Source organism: Micromonospora cabrerizensis (assembly GCF_022230955.1).
In the GTDB taxonomy this organism is placed as follows: Bacteria; Actinomycetota; Actinomycetes; order Mycobacteriales; family Micromonosporaceae; genus Micromonospora; species Micromonospora cabrerizensis.
Genome location: NZ_JAKKFI010000057.1, coordinates 29,818 through 41,844, shown reverse-complemented (window position 1 = coordinate 41,844; position 12,027 = coordinate 29,818). Strand labels below are relative to the sequence as shown.

Below are 12,027 nucleotides of genomic sequence, written 5' to 3'. Positions count from 1 at the left end.
CGGTCACGTCCCGGAGTCGGGGTCGTCGCGCCGAGGCGGCTCCGGCTCGCGCGGGAAGAGCCGCCCGATCCGCAGCGCCAGGCTCAGGTCACCGTCGACCAGGATCTCGCCCCGGGTGATCGCCGCCAGGCCGTTCACCTCACCTCGCGCCATCGCGTCCGCGACCTGGGCGGACACCTGGATCACGGTGGTGGCGGGGCCACCGCTTCTCGTCACCCGCATCCGACCGTGATCAATGTCCAGGAGCCACTGCTCCAGGTGGCCGCCGTCGCGGATGTCGAACCGCACGCTCCCACAGACGTTGCTGAACCGCGGGTCCTGGCCGGCATCGGTCAACCGCTCGAAGAAGCCGTTGGTCGCCGTCATCCCACCTCCCCGATCGCCGGTAGCAGCGGATGCCGGCTACCCGGTGCGGGTCACTGTTAACTCACCGTGGCGCGCCTTCTTCAGGGGGTCAGCGTGAAGCGGGTCCAGGTGGTGTGGACCGGCGATATTCGGCTGTCGGTGCGGCACGCGTACCGCTCAGAATGTCCGCCATGGCGAAAGAGCACGTACTGGCCAAGGTCGAGGCCGACCTGCAAAGGGGGCACGTCCACCCGGCGATGCAGCGCCTGGCGAGCCTGAACGCCGCGTACCCCGACGACCTGGAGCTGCGCGCCCGCCGTGCCGCCCTCTACCGGCAGGTGGGCAACGTGGCCGAGGCCGGGCGCTGGGGGTTCCTCACCGAGGACACCAGCGCGCAGGAGATCGCCGCGTTCGAGCGGTCCTACCCGGGTGCCTGGCACCGGGTGCGGGTGCTGACGGTGACCGCCGACCCCACCGACCGGCTCGGGCCGGTGGCGGGCGCGCGGCTCGGGCGGCTGGTCGAGCAGGCCGAGCGGGAAGGCGCTGCCCCGGGGGCCTGGACCGGGGCCGGCCCTCGGCCGGGTAAGCCCAGCTCGTGGCAGGACGAGCTGGGCTGCCTCGTGGCAACGGTGATCGGGCTGGTCCTGGTGTCGCTCACCGTCGTCGGCCTGATCACCGTGCTCCGGTGGGCGGGGTAGGCCAGCGGGCCTACCCGAGGTCGAAGTCCACCACGACCGGCGTACGCCGGACCCGTACGGGGGTCGCCGCGTCGAAGCCGACCGCATCGCGGTGCCACGCCGGCGGGGCGTACGCGCAGTCGCAGCGCAGCTTCACCCGCTGCCCGGGGAGCAGACGCAGGGTGTAACCGGAGCCCACGTCCGCCACGCCGGCGAGATCCCCGGTCGCCGCGTCGAATGCGATCACCTGGGCGTAGGTGCCCAGCTCGCCGACCCGTACCGCCCCGGCGAGCGGTGTCCCGGCGGGCAGCGCCTGGTTCAGGGTCGCCGTCTGCTGGGCGCGGACCCGCACCGGCCGGGCCTGCTGCCGACTGCCCACCCCACCGGACCACACGGTCGCCAGCCCGTCCGCGGCGAACTGCACCGGCCAGTCGTACGGGCCGAGGCCGGTGATCGTGTAGCGGCCGTCCTCGTCGGTGGTCGGGCCGTGGTCGCCGTACTTCGGATGCGGCACGTAGGGCACCACCATCACCCGGGCGCGGGGGACCGGGGCGCCCGTCGCCGCGTCGGTCACCACCCCGACGACGGTGCCGGGCGGGTCGAGCCGGACGTCCGGCACGCCGCTCACCGCGCCGGCGCGTACCTGGACCACCCGGGCCCGCTCGCGCTCACCGGTGCCGCCGTGCCGGCCGACCCACTGCCAGCCGTGCGTCGTCGTGTCGTAGGGGCGCACCAGCAGCCGGTACCTGCCCGGGGCGACGTCACCGGTCACCAGGACGCCCTGCTCGTCGGCGCAGCCCCCGTAGCGTCCGAGCTGGTCCTCGCCGAGGGCGACCGCCGCCAGGGCCGCAGCGTCCACCGGGACGAGCGCGGCGCAGGCCCGGGGCACCGGTGCGCCGGTCGCCGCGTCGCGCACCATGGTGCGGACGCTGCCGGGCGCGGGCGTCGCAGACCCCGGGGTACGCGCGGCAGCCGGTGCGGCGGGCTGCACGACGAGCAGTGCGACGGCAAAGGTGGCGGTCAGCTGGCGGAGAAGGGCACGGCTCATGAGGTCGTCCTTCCGGCGGCGCGGCGGGTGGGGCCGACGGTACGGCCCGCAGATGATCCAAATAGGTCAATGTCACGATGTCGACCGTTGGCGAGGCGTTTTCGCCCACGCCGCCCGCATCGGACCTTCTGTCCCGAACCGGGCGCGTCCGTCACGCGTACGGCATAGCGTCACGGGGGCGGGACCACCGCCGCTTCGCCGACGGACCGGCGGTCACGTCCACCGGAAGGGACCAGGCATGACCCGTATCGACACTGTGCTCCTGCCCGAGCTGGACGGGCCGGTGCCTGCGACGCTGCCGAGCGCCCTGGGCCTGCTGAGTCTGGCGCTGGGCGTGGGCGCCCTGGTCGCGCCGGGACCCGTGGCACGACTGACCGGGGTGGACGACTCCCCGTCCGCGCGGGCCGTGCTTCCGGCCGTCGGCCTCCGGGAGTTGGGCAGCGCCGCCGGTCTGCTCAGCGGCCGTCGGCCCGCCGGCTGGGCCTGGAGCCGGGTGGCCGGCGACGCCATGGACCTGACCCTGCTCGGGCGCGCCCTCGCCGACCGCCGCGGAGAGCGACGCCGCAGGGTCGCGCTGAGCACCCTCGCGGTCGCCGGCATCACCGCCGTCGACGTGCTGTCCGCCGTGCGGATCGGTCGGGCCCAACGGGCCCGGGCCCGGATGATCCGGATGGAGATCGCCGTGACCGTCAACCGATCGCCCGCCGAGGCGTACCGGTTCTGGCGGGACATGGAGAACCTGCCCCGCTTCATGGCGCACCTGGAGTCCGTACGCGCCGACGACCTGCGCCGCTCGCACTGGATCGCCCGTGGCCCGGCCGGTCAGCGCGTGGAGTGGGACGCCGAGATCATCGACGACCAGCCGAACAAGTCGATCACCTGGCGCTCGCTGCCGGGCACCCGGGTGCCCAACGCCGGGCGGGTCCGGTTCGTGCCCGCACCCGGTGACCGGGGCACCGAGGTCCGGGTCGAGCTGCGGTACGCGCCGCCGGCCGGCGCGCTCGGCCGGGTGGTGGCGAAGCTCTTCGGCGAGGAGCCCGAGCAGCAGGTCCGCGACGACCTGCGCCGCTTCAAGCAGGTGCTGGAGACCGGCGAGGTGGTCCGCTCCGAGGGCAGCCCCAACGGCATCTCCGTACGTCAACAGGCCATGCAGCGCCCCGCCCAGCCGCTGCCCACGTCGCGCCGCTGACCGCCCACGCATCCGAAAGGGACCGATGATGAAGGCCACCGCCTGGATGGGCACCGACAGCGTCAAGGTGATCGACGTGCCCGACCCGAAGATCATGAACGCGCGGGACGCGATCGTCCGGATCACCACCACCGCGATCTGCGGCTCCGACCTGCACCTCTACCACGGCTACATCCCCGCGATGCGCAAGGGCGACATCCTCGGCCACGAGTTCATGGGCGAGGTGGTCGAGGTGGGCCCGCAGGTCCGCAACCTCAAACCGGGAGACCGCGTGGTGGTGCCCTTCCCGATCGCCTGCGGGCACTGCTCGTCCTGCCAGCGCGGCCTCTACTCGGTCTGCGAGAACTCCAACCCCAACGCCGGCATCGCCGAGAAGATCATGGGACACTCGCCAGCCGGCATCTACGGCTACTCCCACCTGCTCGGCGGCTACGCCGGCGGTCAGGCCGAGTACGCCCGGGTGCCGTTCGCCGACATCGGCCCGCTCAAGGTGCCCGACGAGGTCAGCGACGACCAGGCGGTCATGCTCGCCGACGTGTTCCCGACCGGCTACATGGGCGCCGAGATGTGCGACATCAAACCCGGCCAGGTGATCGCGGTCTGGGGCGCCGGGCCGGTCGGGCTGTTCGCTGCGGCCAGCGCCCGGCTGCTCGGCGCGGAGCGGGTCATCGTCATCGACCGGTTCCCGTACCGGTTGCGGCTGGCCGAGGAGCACATCGGCGCCGAGACGATCAACTACGAGCAGGCGGACGTGCTCGACACCCTCAACGAGATGACCGCCGGCCGGGGGCCCGACGCGTGCATCGACGCGGTCGGTCTGGAAGGCCACCACGGCAACGCCGCCATGTACGCCTACGACCGGGCGAAGCAGGTCGCGCGGGTCGAGACGGAACGGCCGTTCGCCCTGCGCCAGGCGATCCTCGCCTGCCGCTCGGGTGGGGTGGTCTCGGTCGTCGGCGCGTACGGCGGCTTCGTCGACAAGTTCCCGATGGGCGCGTTCATGAACCGCTCACTGATCATGCGGACCGGTCAGTGCCACGTCCAGCGCTACACCCGCCCGCTGCTGGAGCGCATCCAGCGCGGCGAGATCGACCCGAGCTTCATCGTCAGCCACCGGATGCCGCTGCGCGACGCCCCGAAGGGCTACAAGATCTTCCAGAAGAAGCAGGACGACTGTACGAAGGTGCTGCTCAAGGTCTGAGGTGATCGAATCGGATTTCTGGAAGTCGGGGTGTCCGGGTCGACGGGACACCCCGACTTCACCGAACCCGAGTCGATCACGCCCGTCGCCGTGACGAGGCGCAGCGCCGGATGACCCAACGCCACTAGCGCGGACGGACTCCCGGCTCCACCGTCAGGGTGCCCGCGGCGGCGTCGATCGTGGCGCGCGAGCCCAGCGGCACGGTGAGCTGCCCGTTGCCGTGCCCCAGCCGTAGCCCACCCAGGACCGGCACGCCAAGGTCGTAGAGGCGGTCCTTCAGCACCGCCGCCGCGTCCCACTCACCCGGCTCGCCGACACTGTTGGTGATCTGGCCGATGACCACCCCGGCGACCCGGGACAGCACGCCCACCCGGCGCAGCTCGGTCAGCATGCTGTCGATGCTGTACGGAGCCTCGTCCACGTCCTCGAAGAACAGGATCGCGCCGTCGAAGCGCGGGGAGTCCTCCGCGCCGAGCGAGGTGGAGATCAGCGTCAGGCAGCCGCCGAGCAGGGGCCCCGACGCCCGACCCGGCACCAGCACGGAAGCGGCCGTCTCGGCTGGGTCCCGAGAGATCGTGACGGGTGCGGTGGTCATCACCGCCCTGCGCAGCGCCTCGGCCGACTCGGGGCCGGTGCGGTCGTCACTCCAGTTGACCATCGGGCCGTAGAAGGTGACCAGGCCGGTGTCGCGCCAGAGCTTGCCGTGGATGCTGGTGATGTCGCTGAAACCGACGACGACCCGGGGGTCCCGGCGGATGACGGACACGTCGATCTGGTCGACGATCCGCTGCGTGCCGTAACCGCCCCGGGCGGCGAACACGGCACGGATTCCCGGGTCGGTGAGCGCGGCGTTCAGGTCGGCCAGCCGCTGCGCGTCCGTGCCGGCCAGGTAGCCGTACTTGGTGAAGACGTGCCTGCCCAGCTCGACCTCCAGGCCCCAGCCGCGCAGGATCTCGATGCCACGGGCCATGTTCGTGGGGTCGGGCGTGCTGCCGGGCGACACCACCCGGACCCGGTCACCGGGCACCAGCGCCGGTGCCCGCAGGACGCGCTTCGCGCCACCCGGCGCGGCCTGCGCGGACGCGGCCTCGGCCTGACCGACGAGCACCGCGCCACCGGCCGCCGCCGCTCCCATCCGCAGCATGTGCCGACGGGACAGGGGCACCCGCGCGGCCCCCTCGGTCAGAGCTGGGTTTGTGTCCGAAGTGGTCACCGGCGTCCCCTCATCGTGATCAGACGATGTACGAGCTGCCACAGCCTACGACAGTCCTCAAGGCTGGGTGGGGTCCACAAGGGACAGTAACCGCTCCGGTCAGCCGGTAATGGGGGGTGACACGTCTGGTTCGCGGCGGATTGGGTGGCCCCGCCCGCCGACGGCGGGGAAGTCCGGGTCCGCGCCAGACCCGTTTGTGGCCAGGGAGCGTGGGAACTCGCCCCGTTCGTCCGCAGGCAGGCCTGACGGCATGTCGAGGAGACCGAAGGAGCGGAGCATGGAGTACGAGCAGATGATCGCCACGGTACGACAGCGCGCTGGCCTCGGTGAGAACGAGGCCGTGCGGTCCGTGCAGGCCGTCCTGTCGGTACTCGGTGAGCGGCTCGCCGGGCAGGAGGCCGACCACCTGGCGGCACAGCTACCGGAGCGGTTGAGCGGGTCCGTCACCCGCAACCCGGAGGGCCGCCGGTGGGATGTCGGCCAGTTCCTGAAGGCGGTCGGGGACCGCGAGCAGGTCGCGAACGCCGACCACGTGCGTCAACACGCCCAGGCGGTGTTGCGTACCGTCGCCGAGGCGCTCGATGACGACCAGCGGCACGACCTGCTCGCCCAGCTTCCCGGCGGCATCACCGATCTCTTCGGTGTTCCCACCCCACGCGGCTGAGCCGCCCGGGGATCCCCGGGTCGTCACGCCCGGCGTGCGGATCGACCAGGGCGACCCGGGGCGCTCACGGGATCGGCCACTCGTGCACGGGCCGGTTGCTGTGCATCAGGTCCACGTAGTGGCGGACCACCTCGCGCAGCGCCTCCGGCCGGTCCAGGTGGTCGGCGGACTCCAGTCGGTGCAGCGTCTCCACCTGCCAGGTCGCACCGTTGCGGCTGGTCAGACAGCGCTGCTCGATGACGCCGAGCAGCCGGTCGCGTTCGACCGGGTCGAGCCCCCACCGGTCCAGACCGTGGTGCGCCATCGGCAGCAACCGGCGCAGCACCAGCTCGGTCACCGGCAGGTAGCCGAGGCCGGGCCAGAACACCTGCGCGTCGATGCCGTGCCGGGCGCAACTGGTGAAGTTCTCCTCGGCGGCGCTGAACGACATCTGCGACCACAGCGGCCGGTCCGATTCGGCGAGGGCGCGGACCAGCCCGAAGTAGAAGGCGCCGTTGGCGATGGTGTCCAGCACGGTCGGGCCGGCGGGCAGCACCCGATTTTCCACCCGCAGGTGCGGTCGGCCGCGTGACACGTCGTACACCGGGCGGTTCCACCGGTAGACGGTGCCGTTGTGCAGGCGCAACTCGGCGAGACTGGGCACCTCGCCGGCCGCCAGGGCCTGCGTCGGGTCCTCCGGGTCGCAGACCGGCAGCAGCGCCGGGAAGTACCGTACGTTCTCCTCGAACAGGTCGAACACGTTGGTGATCCAGCGTTCGCCGAACCAGACCCTGGGGCGTACCCCCTGGGCTTTGATCTCCTCCGACCGGGTGTCGGTGGCCTGCTGGAACAGCGGGATCCGGGTCTCGCGCCACAGCTCCCGGCCGAAGAACAGCGGCGAGTTCGCGCCGACCGCGACCTGGATGCCGGCGATCGCCTGCGCGGCGTTCCAGTAGTCGGCGAACTGGGCCGGGCTGACCTGCAGATGGAACTGGGTGCTCGTGCAGGCCGCCTCCGGGGTGATCGTGTCCGCGGTGACGGCCAGCCGCTCCACCCCGCTGATGGCGATCGGCAGATCCTCCCCCCGGGCCGCGAAGATCTGCTCGTTGAGCAGCTTGTAGCGGGGGTTGGCCGAGAGCGTCTCGGCGGTCAGGTGCTCGGGACGCAACGTCGGCAGGATGCCGATCATGACCATGTGCGCGCCGATCGCCCGGGCCTTCATCTCGGCGGCGTTGAGGCTGGCCCGCACGTACTCCTCGAAGTCGGCGGTGCCGGTGCCGCTCAGCCGGCGCGGCGGCACGTTGATCTCGACGTTGAACTGGCCCAACTCGGTCTGGAAGCTCGGATCGGCGATGGCCGCCAGCACGTCGGCGTTGCGCATCGCCGGGTTCGACGCCTCGTCGACGAGGTTCAGCTCGATCTCCACGCCGGTCAGCGGCCGGTCCACGTCGAAACGGGACTCGCGCAGCATCTCGGCGAAGACGTCCAGGCAGCGGCGGACCTTGTCGCGATAACGGGCCCGGTCTTCTCGACTGAAGGTTCGTACGCCGACGTCCTCGCCCATGGTCACCACCTTGTCACCGCTGGTCCCCCCTAACCTCGCACGTCCGCGGCGGGCGGGGATAGACCCGATGGTCTCTTCCTACCCACCTGCCCGCCCTGATAGCCCGGTCAGGCCGCCCCGTTAGCATTACGGCCCTGAGAGGTGGTGGCGTGCGGATGCGCGAGAAGGTGACCCGGCTGTTCGTCGTGGCGGCGATCGCCGAGGCCTGCTCCTGGCTAGCACTGCTGGTCGGCATGTTGGTCAAGTACGGCCCGCCGGACAACGAGCTGGGTGTGAAGATCTTCGGGCCGATCCACGGCGGCCTGTTCGTCGCGTACGTCCTGCTGGTGCTGGCCGTGGCCCGGCTGCACCGGTGGAGCCTGCTGGCCACGGCGGTGGCCCTGGCCAGCGCGGTGCCGCCGTTCGCCACCCTGGCCTTCGAGCGCTGGGCCCGCCGCCGGGGGATGCTCGGCGTCGACCGTCAACCGGCCCGCGAACCCGCCCCGGTCGGCTGACCCGCCCGGGAGCCCGCCCGGCGGGCTGACCGGCCGGCCGGGCGACGAACCTGCCTGACCGGTCAGGTCAGCGCGGAGCAGGCCACCACGCCGGCCAGCAGCAGCGCGCCCAGGAACGCCTGCAACAGCAGCGGCGGCCCGAGATGCGACCAGAGCGTCGCCGTACGCGGGGTCAGCAGCTGCCCGGTGGTGAGGTTGACGATCCGCTCGATCCGGGGTGGCAGCTCCGGGTCCCGCTGCGGACGCAGGGTGAGCTGCACCTGGTCGGCCGGGTGCAGGGCGCTCTGCGGCAGGTGACCGTGCAACTCCACCTCGCAGAGCTGCCCGGCGGTGTTGCGCAGTCGCACCGGCGTGACCAGATATTCCGGGCCCTGCTTCAACTGCTTCCAGCGTCGGCGGGTGCCGCCACCGCCGAAGGAGAAGAGCGAGCGCAGCAGCAGCGCGGGCAGCCGCGCGAACGCCGCCGCCGCGAGCACCGCCACCAGCACCGGCTGCCCGATACGCACCTCGCGGGTGTAACCGTCGAGCAGGCGGATCAACCGCCCGGTGACGATGCGCTCCGTCGGGTGCACGATCCGTCGGGTATCGAGTCCGCTGTCCATCCCCACCACCGAGAGTCCGCTTGTGTTCACAGATCGTATCGACGTCCTCGGTTGAACGACGTGAATGAAACCTGGTCACGGGCTCACGGCCACGAGGTGACATCCCGGGCGACCCGGGTAAGCGGGGGGCCGAGCTGGAAAGGGGTCGAGCATGCAGCTGTCCTTCCTGCGCCCGCTCTACGACCGTCCCGGGCCGTGGTGCTCGGTGTATCTGGACGCCTCCGCCGACACGGAGGACGCGAAACCGGCACTGGACCTGCGCTGGCGCGCCTTGCAGAGTCGGCTCACCGAACAGGGTGCCGACGAGGCGAGCATCGCCGCGCTGGACCGGGTGATCCGTGGCCACGACCCGATGGTCGGGGACTACGGCCTGGCGGTCTTCGCCAGTCACGGCCGGGTGGTGCTCTCCGAGTACCTGTCCGCGCCACCACTGCGCGACCTGGCCAGTTACGCGCCACTTCCGCACGTGATGCCGTTGCTCGCCCAGCGCGGCGAACAGGTGGCCTGGGTACGGGTGGTGGCCGACCGGCTCGGCGCCGACGCGATGGCGGTCAGCGCCGGAGGTGTGCCCCGGCGGGCACACGTCGCCGGCCGGGACGACTTCCCGCTGCGGCGGGCGAAGCCCGGCGGGTGGTCCCAGTCGCGTTATCAGCGGGCGGCCATGGAGGCGTGGCACCAGAACGCCGGCGACGTGACCGCGGCGACCGTGGACCTGGCCGACCGCGTCGGCGCGGACGTGGTGGTCGTCGCCGGTGACGTCCGGGCGACCGGAATGATCGCCGCCCAGATGCCGGAGCGGTGGCAGGACCTCGTGGTCCGCACCGACGCCGGGTCCCGGGCCGGCGGCGCCGACCAGACGATGCTCGACGACCTCACCGTGCAGACCATCGCGGAGATCGCCGACCAGCGGATCGCCGCCGCGTTGGACAAGTTCGGCGTGCAGGAGGACGTGGGCGGCGGGCTCGACGCGGTCGTCTCGGCCCTGCAACGCAACCAGGTCGACACGATGATCATCGTGGACGACCCGTCGGCCAACGGTGAGCTGTGGATCGGCGCGGAACCGACCGAGATCGCCGTTGACCCGGGGCAGTTGGCCGCGATGTCGGTGACCGACCCGCAGCGGGTACGCGCCGACGCGGCGCTGGTCCGGGCACTCGTCGGCACCGACGCGGCGCTGACCGTGCTGGGCCCGGAGGAAGCACCCGAGCTGGACGACGGCGTCGGTGCGGTGCTGCGCTACGTCGACCCCAGCACACCGGGGCGCGAAAATGGCTGAGCGCCGGGTGGCGGACCTGGTGGTGGAGCGGCTCCTGGCCTGGCGCGTGCCCCGCGCCTTCGGCTATCCGGGTGAGGCCATCGCCCCGCTGATCGAGGCGTTGGACCGCACCGGCGGTGAGCCGGCGTTCGTCCCGGCCCGGCACGAGGAGACCGCCTCGTTCATGGCCACCGGGCACGCCAAGTTCACCGGCGGCATCGGGGTCTGCCTCGCCACCCAGGGGCCCAGCGCCGTCCAGCTGCTCAACGGCCTCTACGACGCCAAGCTGGACAGCAAGCCGGTGGTGGCGATCGTCGGGGAGGACATCTCCGGGCCGCTCGGCGGCGCCCACCAGGAGATCGGGCTGAGCCGGCTCTTCGGCGACGTGTGCAACCAGTTCGTCCGCTACGGACGCAGCCCCGAGGACGTGGTCGCGCTGCTGGACCAGGCGTTCCGCACGGCGGCGGCGACGCGCAGCCCGACCTGCGTCGTGCTGCCCCGGCAGTTGCAGGAAGCCGTGGTGCCCGACCTCCAGACGTACGCCGCTGGGGTGATGACGGCGACCCCGGGTGAGCCGCTGGCCCGGGTGTTGCCCCACGAGGTGGACCTCGATGCCGCCGCGCAACTGCTCGGCGGCGGCCAGCGCGTCGCGATCCTGGTGGGCCAGGGCGGTCGCGACGCGGCTCCCGAGATCATCGAGATCGCCGACCGGCTCGGGGCCGGGGTGGCCGCCTCACTGCTGGGCAAGCCGGTCCTCGACGAGCGGCTGCCGTTTCACACCGGGGTGCTCGGCGAGGTCGGCACCCCGGCGGCGGCTGAGCTGATGGGCGGCTGCGACACGCTGCTGATGGTCGGCACCAACGACCCGTGGACCAACTACTTCCCGATGCCGGAGCAGGCCCGCACGGTGCAGATCGACATCGACGGTCGCCGGATCGGCACCCGCTACCCGGCCGACGTGCCGCTCGTCGGCGACGCCGCCGAAACGCTGCGGGCCCTGCTCACCCGCCTGCGCGGCCGGCCCGAGCAGCAGTGGCGCGCCACGGTGGAAAGCTCGGTGGACCGGTGGCGGGGGGTCGCCGCCGAGCGGGTGGCCGCGCCCGCCGACCCGGTCAACCCGCAGCTCGTCCTCCAGGAGCTGTCCGCCCGGATGCCGGGCAGCGGCGCGGTCGCGGTCGACGTCGGCTCTGTCCTCTACTGGTACGCCCGGCACCTCACCCTGCCACCCGGGGTGCAAGCCCAACTGTGCGGCACTCTCGGCTCGATGGGCTGCGCCCTGCCGTACGCGGTGGCCGCCAAACTCGCCGCCCCCGACCAACCGGTGATCGCGCTGGTCGGTGACGGGGCCATGCAACTCAACGGGCTCGCCGAGCTGATCACCGTGTCGCACCACTGGCAGCAGTGGCGCGACCCCCGGCTGGTGGTGCTGGTGCTCAACAACCGCGACCAGAAAGGCATGGGTGGCGGGCGGCAGCCGTCGTCCGACCCGACCCACCGCCGCCCCGACGTGCCGTACGCCGGCTGGGCCCGCCTGCTCGGGCTGCACGGGGTGCGGGTGGACCGCCCGGAGCTGGTCGGCGCGGCCTGGGACGAGGCCCTCGCGGCGGACCGTCCCTGCGTCCTGGAAGCGGTCGTCGACCCGGCGGTGTCGTTGGCGCCGCCGCAACCGGCGTTCGCCGACCTGCGTGGCCTGTACGCCGAAGGCGCCCCGGCCCGGAAGGTCCGGGAGCAGGTGGAGCTCACCGCGAACGCCAACGACTTCGTTTAGCGGCCCCGGGCCAGGGCATCAGAAGCGG

Annotated in this window: 12 protein-coding genes; 7 read left to right on the top strand and 5 right to left on the bottom strand. The window is 72.3% G+C overall.

Going from position 1 to position 12,027, the window contains the following annotated elements; all coding sequences use genetic code 11:
- Positions 1-3: 3 nt before the first annotated feature.
- Positions 4-366: an SCP2 sterol-binding domain-containing protein gene (locus LADH09A_RS12175; protein WP_238644994.1), complete on the bottom strand. Its 363-nt coding sequence runs from the start codon at positions 364-366 to the stop codon at positions 4-6.
- A gap of 170 nt (positions 367-536) precedes the next feature.
- Here LADH09A_RS12175 and LADH09A_RS12170 point away from each other — a divergent pair, with 170 nt between their 5' ends.
- A complete protein-coding gene (locus LADH09A_RS12170) occupies positions 537-1,043 on the top strand; it encodes a DUF6584 family protein (protein WP_238644993.1) in 507 nt (168 codons plus the stop codon).
- A gap of 10 nt (positions 1,044-1,053) precedes the next feature.
- On the opposite strand, the gene LADH09A_RS12165 is transcribed toward LADH09A_RS12170, so the two are convergent.
- Positions 1,054-2,070 (bottom strand): carboxypeptidase-like regulatory domain-containing protein, encoded by a 1,017-nt coding sequence (locus LADH09A_RS12165; protein WP_238644992.1) that lies wholly within the window; start codon positions 2,068-2,070, stop codon positions 1,054-1,056.
- A gap of 238 nt (positions 2,071-2,308) precedes the next feature.
- Between LADH09A_RS12165 and LADH09A_RS12160 the strand changes: the two genes are divergently transcribed.
- Positions 2,309-3,259 carry an SRPBCC family protein gene (locus LADH09A_RS12160; protein ID WP_238644991.1) on the top strand — a complete coding sequence of 317 codons (951 nt, stop codon included), beginning with the start codon at positions 2,309-2,311 and terminating at the stop codon, positions 3,257-3,259.
- A 28-nt stretch (positions 3,260-3,287) separates the two neighbouring features.
- Positions 3,288-4,460: a zinc-dependent alcohol dehydrogenase gene (locus tag LADH09A_RS12155; RefSeq protein WP_238644990.1), complete on the top strand. Its 1,173-nt coding sequence runs from the start codon at positions 3,288-3,290 to the stop codon at positions 4,458-4,460.
- 124 nt (positions 4,461-4,584) lie between these two features.
- Here the strand turns inward: LADH09A_RS12155 and LADH09A_RS12150 are convergent, their stop codons facing one another.
- Positions 4,585-5,604 carry a S66 peptidase family protein gene (locus LADH09A_RS12150; protein ID WP_238644989.1) on the bottom strand — a complete coding sequence of 340 codons (1,020 nt, stop codon included), beginning with the start codon at positions 5,602-5,604 and terminating at the stop codon, positions 4,585-4,587.
- A 346-nt stretch (positions 5,605-5,950) separates the two neighbouring features.
- Here LADH09A_RS12150 and LADH09A_RS12145 point away from each other — a divergent pair, with 346 nt between their 5' ends.
- Positions 5,951-6,337, top strand: a complete 387-nt coding sequence (locus LADH09A_RS12145; RefSeq protein ID WP_238644988.1) for a DUF2267 domain-containing protein — start codon at positions 5,951-5,953, stop codon at positions 6,335-6,337.
- Positions 6,338-6,401: 64 nt separating this feature from the next.
- Here LADH09A_RS12145 and LADH09A_RS12140 read toward each other — a convergent pair whose 3' ends face one another.
- Positions 6,402-7,880, bottom strand: coding sequence for a glutamate-cysteine ligase family protein (locus tag LADH09A_RS12140; RefSeq protein ID WP_238644987.1), 1,479 nt, complete (start codon positions 7,878-7,880; stop codon positions 6,402-6,404).
- A 155-nt stretch (positions 7,881-8,035) separates the two neighbouring features.
- Between LADH09A_RS12140 and LADH09A_RS12135 the strand changes: the two genes are divergently transcribed.
- On the top strand, positions 8,036-8,374 hold the full coding sequence (locus LADH09A_RS12135) for a DUF3817 domain-containing protein (protein ID WP_238645078.1): 339 nt from the start codon (positions 8,036-8,038) through the stop codon (positions 8,372-8,374).
- A 62-nt stretch (positions 8,375-8,436) separates the two neighbouring features.
- Here LADH09A_RS12135 and LADH09A_RS12130 read toward each other — a convergent pair whose 3' ends face one another.
- Complete coding sequence (locus tag LADH09A_RS12130; RefSeq protein WP_238645077.1) at positions 8,437-8,985, bottom strand: hypothetical protein; 549 nt, start codon at positions 8,983-8,985, stop codon at positions 8,437-8,439.
- 142 nt (positions 8,986-9,127) lie between these two features.
- On the opposite strand from LADH09A_RS12130, the gene LADH09A_RS12125 reads away from it, so the two are divergent.
- On the top strand, positions 9,128-10,252 hold the full coding sequence (locus tag LADH09A_RS12125) for a baeRF2 domain-containing protein (protein WP_238644986.1): 1,125 nt from the start codon (positions 9,128-9,130) through the stop codon (positions 10,250-10,252).
- A complete protein-coding gene (locus tag LADH09A_RS12120) occupies positions 10,245-11,999 on the top strand; it encodes a thiamine pyrophosphate-binding protein (protein ID WP_238644985.1) in 1,755 nt (584 codons plus the stop codon). Before LADH09A_RS12125 ends, LADH09A_RS12120 begins: the two co-directional genes overlap by 8 nt.
- Positions 12,000-12,027 lie beyond the last annotated feature (28 nt).

Coding starts and splice junctions, on each gene's coding strand:
- LADH09A_RS12175 (WP_238644994.1), bottom strand. CDS start 366: ATGACGGCGACCAACGGCTTCTTCGAGCGGTTGACCGATGCCGGCCAG.
- LADH09A_RS12170 (WP_238644993.1), top strand. CDS start 537: ATGGCGAAAGAGCACGTACTGGCCAAGGTCGAGGCCGACCTGCAAAGG.
- LADH09A_RS12165 (WP_238644992.1), bottom strand. CDS start 2,070: ATGAGCCGTGCCCTTCTCCGCCAGCTGACCGCCACCTTTGCCGTCGCA.
- LADH09A_RS12160 (WP_238644991.1), top strand. CDS start 2,309: ATGACCCGTATCGACACTGTGCTCCTGCCCGAGCTGGACGGGCCGGTG.
- LADH09A_RS12155 (WP_238644990.1), top strand. CDS start 3,288: ATGAAGGCCACCGCCTGGATGGGCACCGACAGCGTCAAGGTGATCGAC.
- LADH09A_RS12150 (WP_238644989.1), bottom strand. CDS start 5,604: ATGCTGCGGATGGGAGCGGCGGCGGCCGGTGGCGCGGTGCTCGTCGGT.
- LADH09A_RS12145 (WP_238644988.1), top strand. CDS start 5,951: ATGGAGTACGAGCAGATGATCGCCACGGTACGACAGCGCGCTGGCCTC.
- LADH09A_RS12140 (WP_238644987.1), bottom strand. CDS start 7,880: ATGGGCGAGGACGTCGGCGTACGAACCTTCAGTCGAGAAGACCGGGCC.
- LADH09A_RS12135 (WP_238645078.1), top strand. CDS start 8,036: ATGCGCGAGAAGGTGACCCGGCTGTTCGTCGTGGCGGCGATCGCCGAG.
- LADH09A_RS12125 (WP_238644986.1), top strand. CDS start 9,128: ATGCAGCTGTCCTTCCTGCGCCCGCTCTACGACCGTCCCGGGCCGTGG.
- LADH09A_RS12120 (WP_238644985.1), top strand. CDS start 10,245: ATGGCTGAGCGCCGGGTGGCGGACCTGGTGGTGGAGCGGCTCCTGGCC.